This is a genomic window from Bradyrhizobium sp. 164, assembly GCF_023073715.1.
In the GTDB taxonomy this organism is placed as follows: Bacteria; Pseudomonadota; Alphaproteobacteria; order Rhizobiales; family Xanthobacteraceae; genus Bradyrhizobium.
Map to the genome: position 1 here is coordinate 1 of NZ_JADPKA010000005.1, position 15,246 is coordinate 15,246.

The following is a 15,246-nucleotide window of genomic DNA, read 5'->3' on the forward strand; positions in this document are numbered from 1 at the left end:
CGGAACGGTCCTTCCTTTGTGGCGTTCGAACAACGACCACGTTCTAGCACTTTGATGCTGTTGGAGCGGGCCGTTCCACCACATCAAGTTTTATCCAGTCCTGAGTTCGCCCCGGCTGTTGGATTTACCCGAATGGGCGGTGGTAGCGACGGGAGCTGGTGCGGAGCCATCGGCATAGCGCAGCGCCAGATCCCGTCGCGGGTTGCAGGTGAAGGCAAACTCCGATGGTGTTTTCCATCCGAGTTGCGAGTGAGGTCGCGTATCGTTGTAGTCGGCCCGCCAATGTCCGAGTTCGACCCGGGCCTGGGCCAGCGACGTGAACAGCGTCTCGTTCAACAATTCGTCTCGGAGACGGCCATTGAAGCTTTCGATGAAGGCATTCTGCGTCGGCTTGCCGGGCGCGATGTAATGCCAGGCGACGCGGCTCTGATCGGCCCATGTCAGGATGGCGTTGCTGGTCAATTCGGTGCCGTTGTCGCTGACCACCATTTTGGGCTTGCCGCGCTCGATGATCAGCCGGTCCAGCTCCCGCGCCACCCGGGAGCCCGACAGCGAGGTGTCGGCCATCAACGCCAGGCATTCGCGCGTGCACTCGTCGACCACGGTCAGGATGCGGAAGCGGCGGCCATCGGTGAGCTGGTCCGAGACGAAGTCGAGCGACCAGCGGTCATTCGGCGCTATAGGCACCACCATCGGCGCCCTGGTCCCGAGCGCCCGCTTGCGGCCACCACGGCGACGGACCGCGAGCCTCTCTTCCTGGTAGAGCCGGAACAGTTTCTTGTGGTTGACCAGATAGCCCTCCCGCCTGAGCAGAACATGCAGGCGCCGATAGCCGAAGCGACGGCGCACCTCGGCAATCGCTCTCATGCGTTGGCGTAGGGCCGCGTCGTCCGCCCGGGTCGTCCGATATCTGATGGTCATGCGGCAACAGCCGATGGCTTTACACGCCCGCCGTTCGCTCATCCCGTGGGCGTCCACGAGATGGGCGACAGCTTTCCGCTTCCCCGCGGGCGTCACCACTTCTTTCCCAGGAGGTCCTTTAACGCCGCATTGTCCAGCATGGCGTCGGCCAAAAGCCGCTTCAGCCGCGTGTTCTCATCCTCCAGCGTCCTCAGCCGCTTGGCCTCCGAGACCTCCATCCCGCCAAATTTGGCTTTCCATTTGTAGATGCTGGCATCGCTGACGCCGTGCTTCCGGCACAGATCGACAACCGACACGCCAGCCTCGTGCTCCTTCAAAATCCCGATGATCTGCTCTTCCGTAAAGCGGCTGTGCTTCATGCTCTGGTCCTCATATGGGCCAGAGCGAACTTCAATCTGGATTAAGTCCAGGGGGCAAGGTGCGATTGGTTGCGGCGTCGGTTACTCGGCCGCGGAGGCTCTTGCTCGACCCGCGTTTACCCTAAGCACCACCAGAACGGCGGTTACACTTGTGACAGTTACAGCGGCCGACCTGGGCTTCAAGGGCGAGACGGTGCCGTTGCGGCAAATCTACGAACTCGCGCAGCAACTGGGCTTCGGGCTTGCACCGCCCGAAATCGCCCCGCAGCTTAGACTTCAATATCTGGACCAGCCTGTAGGTGAGTTTCTGGTGATCGGGATGAACCCGATCCGGACATGGACTGGTGAAGAAGTCATCCTGCCCGTGGCAAATGGCGGAGCGGGCCTCATTCTCATCGGCCACGATGGTCGCCTCGATGCGGAGATACCTGTGACCTCCCGCTTCGTGTTCCTGCGCTCCTTGCCCATGGCGCCAGCGGCGCTGATTCGAAACTGACTGTCCAAGATGGCCGAGGTGATAAAATGCTGGCGATCCAATGCGATGAAGTACGTTGCGGTTCCATTCTGTGCACTGCTGCTGTTCACGACCGCGATACTTGCGCGAGATGACGGGCGCTATGCGAACTCCCCGCTGAAGTCGTGGTTCGAGGGTCACCGCGGGGACATACGACATGGTAGCGGCCTTCCATTCCCACCGGCTGCCGGGACGTATTCTAGGATCCAAGGGCGCCCTAACCGCCCCGTCGGCGTTCTCCCTTTCTGAATCAGCGATCAAGGACTCGCGGACTATTCAGGCCATTCGAGCCGTTAGCCCGACCCCGAGAATTGAGTTCTGTGTCGGGATTTTAGGCGGCGAAGCGCGAGCTCGAACGCGGTCTGCTCCGCCCAGACCCGCAGCGTCGGCTTGCGGGCGTTCTCGAGCAAGAGCGCGAGCGCCGGCGCCCGGATGGCCGGTAGCTCCAACCCGAGAACTTCCAGCAGAGCATGACAATCGTCGACGGCCCGGTGCGCCTGGTGGAAGAAGCCGGCGCCGTTCAGCAGATATCCGAGCTGCGAGCCCGCGAAGCCGTGTTTGCGGCAGTCGATCTCGCTCATGCTGCAGCCCCACGCCTTCTGCTCGAACACGGGCCAGTAGCGTTCGAAAAATTTCCGATCGAACCCGCTGTTGTGCGCGATGACCACGACCACCGACTCGTCGACGAAGGCGTTCACAGCGGCCTCGTCGATCTTGTGGCCAGCCACCATTTCGTCGGTGATGCCGGTGATCGACGTCACCTCCGCCGGGATCGGCGCGGACGGCTCGTTGAAGGCGGAAAACGTGTCTCTGACGCAGACGATCCGCCCGTCCGGCGTGTAGTCGAACTTGACCATCCCGAGCTCGCGCGCGGAAGCCTACGATATACTGCGCGGCATGGCCGGAAAGCTGGAGAAGGCGCTGGTGACCGCGTTCAAGCCGGTCGCGCTCACGAGGTGAGCGCGTCGACTGCGCCGCAACCTCGGCTACTGCGTCGCTCGGTACGGTCGCGGGAAAATCGATCTGCTTCAAGCCAGACTAATCGGTGCCGACTAATCCGCGCTGCACCAAACTTGCGTCAGAGCGCATTGCCGCATCTAGAATGTTCTGGAAAACTTCTCGCCGATGATTGGGTCGGTGCCACCGAATTGGTTCGGTGGCCGCTATGGCGGGAAAGATCAGTATGGGCGCGCGGCGCGAAGTGGTGTCAGCGGTTCCTTACTACGATTCGAGCTGCGTGATGTGTCGCCATCCTAAGCATGTGTGCACGCTATATCGACGCTGTTATCATCGCTCTAGTGCAACGGACCTGAATGCCTTGATTGCCAATGAATTCTACGGAGGTGAACCGCTTCGCTGGTCCGCACCGCGTGAACTCGGAATGCATGTGCCCGACGAGCCGGTAGTCTGCTCCTCCTGCAGGAGCGCGCCTCCTCGGATTACTTGCTGGCTTCAACGATCCGACGAACACGCCTGAGCCTTAGGTGCGCGGAGCGTAGTAACCGTATGTTCCGCTTTGGTGTGTAGCTGTTTACGCCGCAATCGTTGCAACGGCTGCGTTCGCGCTGAACTTCAGAACATGGTTCGAAAAGCAGGTTCGTCTTGATTTAACGCTCATGCCCGATGCTGTCCTGATTGGCGGCCAAGTAGCGCACAGCAGTTAATTTTGATCATCCGCGCATTTGCTCATGCACCTATGGCGGAATTCGGCAAGCTCTTACTACTTGCGCTAAGGCGCGCCTCAATTAGACGATGATCCGGGCTTTGCATCAGTTCGTTCCAAATTCGGGAACGCGGCGAAGCAAAAGTCCCGAGCGTTGCACATTTACAACCCGCACAGCCATTGGAGATACTAAGCTCATCAATCGAGACGGGCCGAAACATACTCTCATAGCTTACTTCATACGAATAGCGGGGACGGAAAGTGTTTGATGTCTATCGCAATGATAAGCGCGACTTTCTCGTTCTAAGCACAGGCGCTGCGATACCCGTAGTTTGCTCTCGGAATAAGTGGCGCAAGAGCAGAAAACGAGTTCTCAAAGTCAGCGACGAGATCAAGTCAGCCGTTCAAAGACAGGGCTATTACGTTCGCAGCTTGCGGGTCACCAAGGAGCGGATGATCTAGGTCGAGCAGGCCGGCGGTTTCTCGGTGTGCTACCTCTACAGCATCACCCACCATCAAGCCTTCATTCTCGCGTCTTCCGCATGGTCAACCGATGCGTTGGCGCCTTGCAGCCGATGCCGGTGTCTTCCCGTACTATCCCGCGCTCATGATCCGCAACACAGATGCCGGGGACCGAGAAGTCGCTGAAGTTCGTACGCTTCATTTGTCCGGATGGCGCTGCGTCTGCTCCGGCGTGCTATGTCCCGCTGTCTGCGAGGTTCGGTTTGTGGTCGCTTCAAACACGGCGATACGCCGATCGAATTGCCATAGCTCGATGTCGTTGGCATCAACTAGCTGCTGAGCGCGTTCTCTTGCGTCCTGCTCGTCGGCACACTGCAAACTGGCCACGCTTATAACGTGGCGGTGCTGATCCAGAAGGTAAGCTCGGTAGTGCGCCATCCCCACGCTCCCCAACGCCGAGAGCAACATTACTCCAGTGACGCAAAGGAAAACCACGGAAATCTGAGTTGGGGAGTTCACGCTTGATGTCTATCGCTTTCAAAAAGTCCATGTGCCCTCGAACGCCCGCCGATTGCACACTCGCGTCAAAATGCCAGAGTGGTAGAATAGACCGCAAGAATTCGCACCAAACAGAGTGCATTCGTGAGTGCTGCAAGTACCGGCGACGCGCGAGCGATGAACATCTTGCGCGAACTGCACGAGGCCGAGACGGAGCTGGTCGGCAAGACCGTCGTCTTGGCTGACGGCAAGGCTGGCACAATTGATCGCGTCTTCCTCGATGATGAGCACGGACTTCGCATCTCGGTCGCGGGACATGAAGGTCGCTGGCCGGTTTCGACGATGAAACACATTGAGGGCTGATCGGCCGTGCGCCCGGTGGCAGCGTTACCCTCCCAGCAGCGCGCGCTCGACGACCTGCGATCAATCAGTGAATGGTTGACTTCACCGGGTCTGCCGATTGATCGAGAGCTGTATTCTCCTCGGCCTCTCGCACTCGGCCTCGAAGGGTCTCAAGTTCGGCAAGCTGAGAAAGAAGCGCCTGAGCGCGCAGGCACAGGACAACGCGGTTGTACGCCCGATTACGGTTACTCATTGCACGCCCCCGATGTTTGAAGAGTTGGCTCCTTGGGTCGGTTCTCATCCCCGTATTGCAAGGGTTTTCTCACCCGGCCAGATCAAGCGAGCTGGTCGAGCTACCGACGTTGCATTCCCGGAAGTGGGACGACAGCTCAAGCTCAGCCAAGTGTTCCCAGCATTCCGCGTCCGCGAGGAGTTTCCATTTGTTCATGCTGTTGTACGCGGCCTGTTGACGGCACAGCGAACCCATCGCGCGCAAGCGTCGCACCTTCTCCACTGCGAACCTCCTTCAGGTTTTTTCCAAAACATTGTTGGTCTCGGATGGAAAGTCTCGCAGATTAAAATGACGGGTGATAGTCCGGTGTTTGACCGGTTTAAATGACAGCGCAATCGTCTGACTTTTCAGCGGCGTAGTATTTTCAGAAAGCGCTTGATTGCATCCAATGCTTCGATCAAGGACGGCCGCACTGGTCGAGGTGGCAAGCGTGGCTTGCGAGGGGGCATCGTGATCACAACAAACAAAACGTTGATCAGTAGCCATAGCCCAAGAACTAAAAGGGTAGTCCGCACGCGAACGTCCCAAATTTAACTAAATATAGGGGCACCGCGCGGGACAGTAATGACCGCTTTGCCTCTCACGGCCAGCACAGCCAACCGATTGTCGGCCGTGCCACCATGGCTGGAATTGCATCATGCAAAAGGCCACCAACTGAGAGCCTCTGAGGTCCGTCGGCTTCACTCACGTTCATAGACGTATAAACAGCGCCCTTCAGCAGTCCGTCCACGCCTGAACACGCGTATTGCACGCTGCTAAGCGCATGACCGTCGCGGTCGCCTATTTGATCCTGGATTGGCGCACCAATAACGCTGCACTCGTAACGACCAACTGGATCTGCCACGGCAACTTCGTTTGCGGCAAGGAAAGCAAGCACGAAGCAGATAAAGGCGGACGGTATTCGTAGGACATGGATATCAATCATGGGAATGCTCCATCGGAAAAAAGGACAGTATGAATGCGGATGCATCCTAGCCCTTCTGCAACCGCAAGCAAGCTTATGCCGATCGTCCCTACGCCGAAGTTGATCGAATGCCGCCGGCCGCGGTCATTGCGCTACCGCGATGCGGAATAGAGTGGAGGCGAACGCATCTGGTGGCTGAAGACGGCTGCCTTCGAAGGTGAGTTTTAATGTTGGAGGCTTGAAACTTGCTGGTTTCTGCTGGGGTTTGTTTCAGCCAGAAGAAACACCGTCGCGGAGGAGGAAAACATGAACCAGCTAAATCGGCCATTGAGCAGGAGCGCAGTTATAGCTGGCAGCGTCGCTGCTGGTCTTCTTGCGCTCTCCGGTACGGGCGCCTCGGCTGCCATTGCGTGTAGGGGAGACGTTTGCTGGCGTGTTCATACGCCCTATCTCTACCCGCCGTCTTCGACAATAGTCATCCATCCTGACTATTGGAGGCCCCCAACTCCGACAATTGTCATTCGCGAGCACTGGCGTCCGGTGGAGCGCTTCACGCGGGAGTACATCGTGCGGGAGTATGGCAGCTTCGACGATCCCGAATGGTAGCCCAAGCCGCATAAAGGCAGACTGGAAGCCCCAGTACGTACATGGCACCCTGGGGGCGGGACTCCGATTGTCCTGGGTTGTTGCCTGTCTTAAGCTCGACCGGTGTGCTGTTGCGCCACCGATGCCACGATAGTTCGCCGCAGGCAAAGAAAGGCCCCAGTCCGGGGCTGACTCGAGACTGGGGCTAGCTGGTCTACTCGGCACCCATTGTTGGGGGATGCTCGCTTTAAAGGGGGCGCGCTTTGGTTCAATCTGAGCTCTCACTCGGATCGGCTGTCTTGCTCAGCCGCGGTCGCGGTGGTGATGCTCATGATGATGGATGAGGCCCCTCCAGACTTCGCGATGGCGGTTGACGTCAACGACGTCGAAAGCAACGCCGTCAGCGCCGGCGGGGTCACGACGGCGAACTTGCCGCAGTTCTTCACGCGCGGCCGACCGAAGCACTCGAAGCGAAGTTAATCCATCTATTTGCGCAGACAGCTCAGCCGCCAAGCCGCCTGAGTGGAGTTGCTCATGAGTACTGAGCCGAATCCCGACCGCACCGTGATCCTATTGTTCGCGATCGCAGTGACAATCACAGCCTTCGCAGCATTCGTCACCACGTTTGAGCGGGTTGGGAGCACCACACATGATGCCAAGACTCTCTCCGGCACCACAGGCTTCGCCAGCCCTCGGCGGCCTCTCGATCGCGGAGCGGGGCGACCAGCAGTGCGGAAGTAAGCAGGGCGCCGCTTCCGTGCGCTGCGGCATAAGATCCGCTGCCGGACTTTCGAACGACAGCCGACCCGAAAGGCAACGAAACAGACGAGCAACGACAGTATGGTGTCCGCCTTTCCACGTTCACGCTACCGGTCGTCTTTTGAGGCTTGCATGTTCCTACCTCTAATTGCATACTTTCCCGTTATCGCCTGCACATCGTTTCAATAGAATTGTTCGAGGCGGTGATGAGTAATCGAGGTCAGGTTTTCAACTTTTCGGCTATTCTGCGCGAACGGGTCGAGGGGCTGCTCGCATTTTTCGGGGAACTGCAGACGCTCCGAGGGCGCCTACGCGCCGCTAACGCGAGACGGATTGGCAGTGGTCGGCGTATCCGGAAGTCGGCCCGCAGAAGGAGAGTTCTTCGGCGGCCGTAACTACCGTTCAATGCGACAAGTGGTCTTGTTTAACGGTACATTGCGGAGAGCGGCTAGTGCTCACCTTTCAGGAAAAATACTGCGCCTCTGTCACTAGCCTGTGCAAGAATCTCCCATTCTGATGCGAACCTAAGCCATGATTCCCGATCGGCCTCATTCTCCGCCAGGCGGGCCGATTGGCGGCATTCCTGCGCCTCCTTTCGCAGCCGCTCGGCATCTGTAGGCTTCAACTATTCACCATCGGTATGGCACGCGTCTATTGTTGGAAAAACGCCGCTTGCCGTTAGCGGGTTTCTAAAGGTTTCCGCTTCATCTCGGCAGCGCGCACTTCTACAGACATGCGGCTCGTTCCAAGAGCTTCGACGATCTCTTGCCAGGACTTTCCTGCCTCTCAGCTTGTGAACGACTTGTGCGGATTCGCGCGCGCGTATCTGGTTGGTGGGTCGCGTTCGAATGCTGGGGGGGCGAGATCGATCCACTGGCAGTGCAACTGTCCAGCGGCTGCGCCAACGCACGCTAGAGTCGACGCGCTCAATGCCGGGGACTGTGTTACCAGGCCGCACAGGGATTACTCATGATAGGCCCCTATTCGAAATGAGCACAGATGCACGGGCCTGGATCGTAATCAGTCGCCGCTTACGGCTGCTGCACGGGTGAGCCGCGCAACGCGCCGCACTCTATCCCAAACTTCTATAATCGGATGGGCTTCGAGAAACTTCTCGGCTCGGTGCCTTGCTTCGTCATCGCCCGCACATTCCAGTTCGTAAATGGCCAGCGCCACTCCGGACAAATCTACTGCGTACGCTACGTAGCGCATTGGAACGGTCTCTCGAACCCGGCGGAATGCCCGCGAGTAAAACGGCGCAATTCTGACTCGGGATCGGGAGAATAGTTCCTGGCTGGCGGCTCAGCTGGTCCTTCTCCGTGGCTAAGCCCTGATCTATTCGAACCAGCCTCTGTCTCGCGGTGTGGCAGGGTTCGCCAGAGCCTCCCCTTGCCTAGATTGCACCAACGGTCTCGCTCGGAATCACTCCTCGAGAACGCGATCGTTTCCTCTGGGTCCCGGAACGGTCTGACGCTCTGGGGCCAGAGCAACAGCGGAAGATGGCCTCATAGCCGCGCGCCATATTAGAAGATCTGGGGCGGCATTCCTGGCCCGCGATTGATACCGACGTATCAATTAATAGAACGCGACAGCAACACGTTTCTCTTTGCGCCAGACAACAGCGCAGCGGCGCAAGTCACCGTCGGGAATAACAGTCAGCGCGAATTCGTCGGGAATTTTTTCATCTGCGGCAAGATCGAGGGCTGCGCCGAAGGCAGATATGCTGCGAATAGTGCAATCGGTTTTCGAACGGCCGAAGCTGATCAAGCCGACTCTTGCAACTTCTTTCGAACGAGGGCTGTTGTCATCCATAGTGTCCTCCAATTTCCGAGGAGCGCAAATTACGCATGGCAATGAATCGGCGGTGATGGTGCATGCCTTCCAGTGTCACCGAAGAGTTGGTTCACAGTTGTGCCAGTCAGTCCAACAACGCCCCGTCGGCAGCGGCAGGGCTTGCTTGCCTCAAAGAAAATCCCGCAGCCGAGCGATTTCGGATATCTCTTCTGCGGTCAGTACGGCCGTAATAAGTTGCGTTTGCGGAGCAGTATGTATCTCATAGAGATGACGCTGGCTGGCGGGCTTCGCTAGGAGACCCCGGATGCATGCGTCCAAAGTGCCCTCGATTACGAGATATGGACTAAGCGATGCCGCTGCGCGTTGATTTCCAATTGAAGGCCATTTTTTTAGTGCTGCCGCGGCAGTGAAATCGATTTGCGCGCGCTGCTTCGAGCCGACCGGCGCCCCTGACGCCCCTCTCCGGCGATCCGCCGATTCCGTTCTTTTCGCAGCTCTAATCATTGCGCGGGCCAGGGTCCGGACCGGGATGTTTGCGCTTTAAACTTTCCGGCTTCGTCAATAACAATTTTAGAAACTCCACCGCCGGTGCTGCGGGACTTCCCCCGAACTGAGCAGCAATCTCTGCGCTCGGCACTTTCACGGCCGAGGTTTCAAGTTTGCCTATGTCGTTTTCAGTCGGAGGCCGGATGTTACGTTGAGGCATTGTCCTCCTCCAATGCAAACGGTCCTCAGGCTTTTCCTAAAAGGAAGACTGCCGGAGCTGAAATGGCGCTGGAACATTAAATGTCGTAATTAAATCTGAGATAATATATGATGTTTTAATTGGATAATAAAGATAATAATCGATGGATTAACGCAGGCTCGAATGCCCGACGCCACCCCTTTGTATTATCTTGCATTTTTGGTGCCGCGCCGGGTGAAGAGAGGCGCTAGTTCCCTTCGCAGCGGAGAACGGTATTTAATTTGACAATTTAAATAGGCTCGCACCATAGCGTCTCGGGCTGGCAGCGGGACAAGTTCTACCCAGCCGCCTATGGCGATGGTTGCAGGAGGAGGTCTCGGTAACCCTCTCTTGGGAATCGCGCGGAATCGCGCGACAGGATGACCGCCTATCTTCTCCGCGCCCGCTTGTCCCTTGATAGGCTAGCGCACTTTTTTCGTCGCGCTATGCGAGCCTCTTACCGCGTGGCAATCAATCCGCTCGCAGTCGCAACTATCCAACGGTTACCCCAACGCACGATAGAGTCGATCCGCCCGATGCCGGGGATCACGTCGCCCCGTGCAGCCATTCGAATCCCATCGGGCCCTTCGAGCACTGCCGTTCCGCCGCGAACGTCAAGGACTGCCCAACCTCCAATAGTGTTGGTCTTGTCTCGGGGACCGACAGGAGCTGCCCCGTAGACCCGAGCGAGCCGGTCACAGACACGTCCGCCTCGACAGCCGAAGAAGCTTGGTTCGAAGCTTCCGCCGATTGCGCCCCACTCGACGCTTTGGGCAGGGGCTTCGGAGCAAGGCCCGCGCTTATTGTGGAGGGCTGACCTACACCAGGCGGTGTTCGCGAGGCTGATGCTAATGCTATCTTTCGGGCGCTTTCGATCCTACCGCCTGACTTCGTGTCCGGCATGCGGCGCGAAACCGTTTCTACCTGAGCAATTGGGTGGAGAACCGAGATAGTTGCAGGACCGTACCAAGCCCCAGCCCATCCCAACCCGAAGCCCCCAGCCAATGCGGCGACGACGAGCCAAATGGTGCGATTTGGATGGCCGCTTGGCGCCAATAGCGCCAGGATCTCATCTCGATTCGAGGTCGAGAAATCTGATTGGTCGAGAGTGACGGGCCAGGTCGCGAGCTCGCAACTGCCTTGATCCACGACCGTCTCGAACCTCTCCAAGGTATTCGCATGATGCAGTGGCATGCTCGGGTCCCTTGTGGCCCCCAATGATCATGCTGGGAACTAAACCAACCCTTAACAGCCGATGCATCTCGGCACGAATAAGACAGTGGTGCATCGCGCAGAAGACCAAAGGAGTGATCTACCGGATGCCCCCGCAGCGCTCAATTGACTGCCGACTTTTGAACCGAAGCCTGGTCGATTAGGAACTCATCCAACTTCCCGCCGCCTCGAAGCTGCGGCCGCAGCCACCGAGGCAGCCTGCCGCGACCGGACCATGTCTCCGCCGGGTTCTTCGGATTGCGATATTTGGGACGAACGGGCGGGTATGGACGGCGCTTACGATCGAGCCGTGTGGCCTCGCCGGCCAGTCCCATCCTGTGGAGCCGTTCCTCCAACTTCGCTTTTTGCACCAACATTTTTTGAGTGAGGCTGGCGGTGACCTGTTCGTGAAGTATCCAGAGCTCGTCAAGGGAGAGCGAATTTAAATGCGCGGTGTCCATGGCTCGATCCAAATTCTTGGGAGAAGGCCCAGGCAGACAAGTCGGGAATGAAGGAGCAGACAAGCCACCAGCTAAATATTAGCCGTACAATCCACATTTAAATGCGGAGGTAGCAGGGAGAAAGGCACCACGGCGGTAATATCGTGGCGAAGCTTTTAATGGTGCGAGGGGTAACTCTCGCTAGCGGCTCGCAGACCGATATCGTGACATCCACAAACTTAACGCCCTGACCGGTTGGGCTTTCGCTGCTGATGACGCTGGGGGCTTCTCAATCTTAAGCTCGAGCCGCACGGTTCGGCACGCCGCGAGATTACGCGGCTGAGCCATCGATGAGTTCTAGAGCGCTGGTATAGCCGAATTGCCACACGTACAAAGGTTCCGCGTACGTGCACTCACTTTTGGCACTGCCTCACACCCACGTCGGATTACGATTGCGGTCCCGTTGGGGGACTGGCCATGCGGTACAAAGTCTTCGTGGTGGAGAGCGGCAGGCGAGTCATTTGCGCCGCAAAGCTCGACTGCATTGACGAACAAGCTGCGAGACGTCGAGCCGAGCAAATGTGCGGCGAGCACGACGTTGAGCTTTGGGAAGCCGATCGGCTCGTTGCTGTATTTCGAAGTGCCACGTCGGCCGACACGAAGGGCGGCCGCTCTCCTGAATAGATGGCCGGTCTAGCCTCCGCGGAGTTAGTGCATGCTCTCATCGATCGAGGCGCGATTCGCTCTTCTCATACTCGCGGGCCAAAAATCGGTTTCCCTCTCTTATCGGAACGGCGCCGCGGTCGCTGGTGCGCCTCAAGATGGTCGACGGCGTTTTCGTGCCTGGCACGTCGTGTAGCAGAAGTCGCGGAGCGTTGCACATTTACAACCCGCACCGCGGTTCGAGGTTGTAAGCTGGTCGATTAGAATGACCGAAACGTATTTTGTGTTTACTTCGATTGGATTAGCGGGGGCGAAAAGTGTTTGATGTCTATCGCAATGGGAGGCGTGACTTGCTCGTTCTAAGCACAGGCTCCGCGATACCCGGGCCTTACTCTGCAAATAAGTGGCGCAAGAGCAGAAAACGAATTGTCCTAGGCCAATGTTGCCGAACTTCGATAGCGTTCGTGACGCAACTTGCATACTGCAACACCGACTGCTCGCAACCTCATAACTGTTTGTAAACTGCTTCGGCGTAAATTCTCGGACACGACAATCTACAGATAGCCGGCGTGGTGGTCGTCATTATGGCAAGACTAGTCCAAGTTGGCCTGCCCCGTTGTATTTCGCGTACAGCTCTATTTTTCATAGTCTCGTGTTTTTCATGTTCGGCAAAGCGACGCCGATCCGTAATTGAGAATTGCGACCATGTCTTCAGTGCTAAAATTCCGGCAGCCATACAAGGCGAAATCTGAGACAAGTCCCCAGAGACTGCCCGGCATTGTGGCGAATGTCGCCGCTCTGTTGTCGCAGGTTCAAGCTCTCGACATTCAAACAGCAGATGACATCCGTCGGGCTGTTTTCATTCTTGAGCTCGCAAATAGCTGCATCCGATTGATCGTGGGGCAGACACAACTGAATGAAGCGACGAGAACGACTCTACTGGCTCAGTCGACGAAGATCGATTTGCTTATTGCAGAGACGCTCAGGGAGGCGGCGCATTTATTTGGAGAAACTGATTTGAAATTGGGGATTGCAGATGATGGAGAACAACCGAAAAACGCACCGTGTTCGCTTTGAACACAAGCATACGGTCAGCATCATGGGTGTCGATGGGACGTGGCGACGAAGCTGCACTCTTGTCGATGCCTCTGCAACCTGCCAAGCTTGAGGTCGACGGCTCAACAGACCCCCTGAAAGCACAGGAATTCTTCTTGGTTCTGTCCTCCACGGGTCTGGCATTTCGGCGTCGCCGACGTCCGACCCGTTGTCGTGACGATACGCCCAGCCCCTATCAATCGTAAAGCTTCGTGCGTCCCAAGCCGGTCACTTCGCATGCATGGTCAATCGTGCAGGTGAGCCGCTGGGCGAATGGCATCGTGCTCGGTTCTGCTGCTTTCGGAGCGGATAGACTGACTTGTGACTGTTGTCCGCCAGTTTCCTCTCGTCGATTGTATCTCACGTGGCCCTCCATTCGCACAAAGCTCGACTGGGCAAGAGTTGATGGTGCGACGAGCAACGTCAATGCGAACATCCGAGGGCGCTCGCGTACGACAGCGCATGTCAGCGGCGCTTTGAATGTTTCCGGACACCAAAGGGTGACGAGGAAATTCTTCGCGAATGCGCCAGCCACAGTGAGGCATCGCGCCAAGGCTAGTCTGCTAGTGTCGGCAGCAAATTCCCCAAGCGTTCGCCGCTGTTCACCAGCGTCTTATTCAACCATTATTCAACGAACGCGGCTGATGGCTACCTAAGTGCCTGAGTTTGCTGGCGCGCCGTCCAGAACAAAACGGCGAACTCATACACAATTGAAATTGCTTGTGATTTTTCTTGTCGTCAATCATTCGACGCCGGTCGGCCCGCTGTCGTAGGGGATTTCAGCCCGCCTCACGACGGCGAGCGCCTTTTGCTCCGGGATCGTAGTATTGTCGTCGGAAGCCGTCGAAGCTTCGAGACCGAGGATTTCGCGCAGCACTCGATCGCGGCGCTCAAAGAGATGCACTCCAGATCAAGCTGATGATCGCGGCAGCGGTCGGACGGCACGACAAACGGAGGACATTATGGCGTGGCGTGACGACAGGGCACGGGCAACTCTCATCCGCGAGGCAGCGGGCAGCGTGCAGCCGGGCCGGAGCCCCCGGGCCTTTGCCGAGCTTCTGTTCGGCTACACCAATGTCGAGGATCTCGCCAATCACGATGCCTCGTCGCTGGCCTTCCTGGCGGAACAGGCCTGGGAGCACGTGCAGCAGCGCACGGCCGGCAGCGCCGATATCCGCGTCGTCAATCCGATGATGCCGGACGGGCGCGAGATTTCCGTGCTCGAAATTCTCAACGACAACATGCCCTTCCTGTTCGATTCCACGATGGCGGAGCTCGCCGAGCAGGGCATCGAAGTCACCCTCGTCGCTCACCCGATCATCGCGGTGGAGCGCGATGACCAAGGCAAGCTCCTGCGCTTTTACGGCGAATCACTGCCGGCGGGAGCAAAGGGCGCGCGCGAGAGCCTGATTCATCTCCACATCACTCGCCTGGACGCCGATGCGGATCGTCAGAAGCTGATCGACGGCCTCGCCGGCACGTTGAACGACGTCAGCGCCTGCGTCACCGACTGGCGCGCCATGCGCGAGCGCGTTGAGGCGGCAATCAAGACGTTCTCCTCCAATCCGCCGCCGCTGCCGATCGACGAGGTCGCCGAGGCCAATCAGTTCCTGCAATGGCTGTGCGCGGACAATTTCACCTTTCTCGGGGTGCGCGAATATCGCTTCTCGCCGGACAGCGATGCGTCCGACGACATCACGACCGGCGAAGGCCTCGGCATCCTCCGCGATCCCGATGTGAAGGTGCTGCGCCGCGGCAGCGAAATGGTGGTGATGACCTCGGAAATCCGCGAGTTCATGCGCGAGCCGACGCTGCTGATCGTCATCAAGGCCAATGTCTCCAGCCGCGTCCATCGCCGCATCCGGATGGATTACATCGGCATCAAACTCTATACGCCCGACGGCCGGCTCGAGGGCGAATTGCGCGTCGTCGGCCTGTTCACCTCGGGCGCCTACACCCGCTCGGCACGACAGATTCCTTATGTCCGCCACAAAGTTTCACAGGTGCTCCAGCGCGCCG

10 protein-coding genes and 3 pseudogenes are annotated in these 15,246 nt (G+C 58.0%); 6 read left to right on the plus strand and 7 right to left on the minus strand.

All coding sequences use genetic code 11. The features are described 5' to 3' along the window. Positions 1–90: 90 nt before the first annotated feature. A protein-coding gene (locus IVB01_RS01645) for an IS3 family transposase (protein WP_247494221.1) occupies positions 91–1,280 on the minus strand; the annotation gives its coding sequence in 2 pieces (ribosomal slippage) (positions 91–1,031 and positions 1,031–1,280; 1,191 coding nt in all). A 61-nt stretch (positions 1,281–1,341) separates the two neighbouring features. Here IVB01_RS01645 and IVB01_RS01650 point away from each other — a divergent pair. Continuing rightward, positions 1,342–1,776, plus strand: a pseudogene (locus IVB01_RS01650) (hypothetical protein); the annotation flags it as partial. Between the two features lie 365 nt (positions 1,777–2,141). On the opposite strand, the pseudogene IVB01_RS01655 reads toward IVB01_RS01650, so the two are convergent. Beyond that, positions 2,142–2,660 (minus strand): annotated as a pseudogene (locus IVB01_RS01655) (3'-5' exonuclease); the annotation flags it as partial. Positions 2,661–3,718: 1,058 nt separating this feature from the next. Between IVB01_RS01655 and IVB01_RS01660 the strand changes: the two are divergent. Further along, positions 3,719–3,919 (plus strand): hypothetical protein, encoded by a 201-nt coding sequence (locus IVB01_RS01660; protein ID WP_247278644.1) that lies wholly within the window; start codon positions 3,719–3,721, stop codon positions 3,917–3,919. A gap of 198 nt (positions 3,920–4,117) precedes the next feature. Here the strand turns inward: IVB01_RS01660 and IVB01_RS01665 are convergent, their stop codons facing one another. Then, positions 4,118–4,357, minus strand: coding sequence for a hypothetical protein (locus IVB01_RS01665; RefSeq protein WP_247278643.1), 240 nt, complete (start codon positions 4,355–4,357; stop codon positions 4,118–4,120). 237 nt (positions 4,358–4,594) lie between these two features. On the opposite strand from IVB01_RS01665, the gene IVB01_RS01670 reads away from it, so the two are divergent. Then, positions 4,595–4,780 (plus strand): PRC-barrel domain containing protein, encoded by a 186-nt coding sequence (locus IVB01_RS01670; RefSeq protein WP_247278642.1) that lies wholly within the window; start codon positions 4,595–4,597, stop codon positions 4,778–4,780. A gap of 301 nt (positions 4,781–5,081) precedes the next feature. Here the strand turns inward: IVB01_RS01670 and IVB01_RS35610 are convergent, their stop codons facing one another. The 4 genes from IVB01_RS35610 to IVB01_RS01690 all read right to left on the minus strand — a co-directional run bounded on the left by IVB01_RS35610 (position 5,082) and on the right by IVB01_RS01690 (position 11,490). Beyond that, positions 5,082–5,273, minus strand: coding sequence for a hypothetical protein (locus IVB01_RS35610; protein WP_122406599.1), 192 nt, complete (start codon positions 5,271–5,273; stop codon positions 5,082–5,084). Positions 5,274–5,631: 358 nt separating this feature from the next. Further along, the gene (locus IVB01_RS01680) at positions 5,632–5,976 is read right to left on the minus strand and encodes a hypothetical protein (RefSeq protein ID WP_247278641.1); all 345 of its coding nucleotides are present in this window, start codon (positions 5,974–5,976) and stop codon (positions 5,632–5,634) included. Between the two features lie 2,898 nt (positions 5,977–8,874). Next, positions 8,875–9,111, minus strand: a complete 237-nt coding sequence (locus IVB01_RS01685; RefSeq protein ID WP_247278639.1) for a PilZ domain-containing protein — start codon at positions 9,109–9,111, stop codon at positions 8,875–8,877. Between the two features lie 2,040 nt (positions 9,112–11,151). Beyond that, positions 11,152–11,490: an H-NS histone family protein gene (locus IVB01_RS01690; RefSeq protein WP_247278637.1), complete on the minus strand. Its 339-nt coding sequence runs from the start codon at positions 11,488–11,490 to the stop codon at positions 11,152–11,154. Positions 11,491–12,449: 959 nt separating this feature from the next. Between IVB01_RS01690 and IVB01_RS35615 the strand changes: the two genes are divergently transcribed. The 3 genes and pseudogenes from IVB01_RS35615 to IVB01_RS01705 all read left to right on the plus strand — a co-directional run. After that, the gene (locus IVB01_RS35615) at positions 12,450–12,653 is read left to right on the plus strand and encodes a hypothetical protein (protein ID WP_247278636.1); all 204 of its coding nucleotides are present in this window, start codon (positions 12,450–12,452) and stop codon (positions 12,651–12,653) included. Positions 12,654–12,837: 184 nt separating this feature from the next. Then, positions 12,838–13,209: a hypothetical protein gene (locus IVB01_RS01700; protein ID WP_247278635.1), complete on the plus strand. Its 372-nt coding sequence runs from the start codon at positions 12,838–12,840 to the stop codon at positions 13,207–13,209. Positions 13,210–14,189: 980 nt separating this feature from the next. Continuing rightward, positions 14,190–15,246: pseudogene (locus IVB01_RS01705) on the plus strand (NAD-glutamate dehydrogenase domain-containing protein); the annotation flags it as partial.

Excerpts from the sequence above, each read along its gene's own strand:
- IVB01_RS01685 (WP_247278639.1), bottom strand. The coding sequence starts at position 9,111 with ATGGATGACAACAGCCCTCGTTCGAAAGAAGTTGCAAGAGTCGGCTTG.
- IVB01_RS01700 (WP_247278635.1), top strand. The coding sequence starts at position 12,838 with ATGTCTTCAGTGCTAAAATTCCGGCAGCCATACAAGGCGAAATCTGAG.
- IVB01_RS01690 (WP_247278637.1), bottom strand. The coding sequence starts at position 11,490 with ATGGACACCGCGCATTTAAATTCGCTCTCCCTTGACGAGCTCTGGATA.
- IVB01_RS01670 (WP_247278642.1), top strand. The coding sequence starts at position 4,595 with ATGAACATCTTGCGCGAACTGCACGAGGCCGAGACGGAGCTGGTCGGC.
- IVB01_RS01665 (WP_247278643.1), bottom strand. The coding sequence starts at position 4,357 with ATGGCGCACTACCGAGCTTACCTTCTGGATCAGCACCGCCACGTTATA.
- IVB01_RS01680 (WP_247278641.1), bottom strand. The coding sequence starts at position 5,976 with ATGATTGATATCCATGTCCTACGAATACCGTCCGCCTTTATCTGCTTC.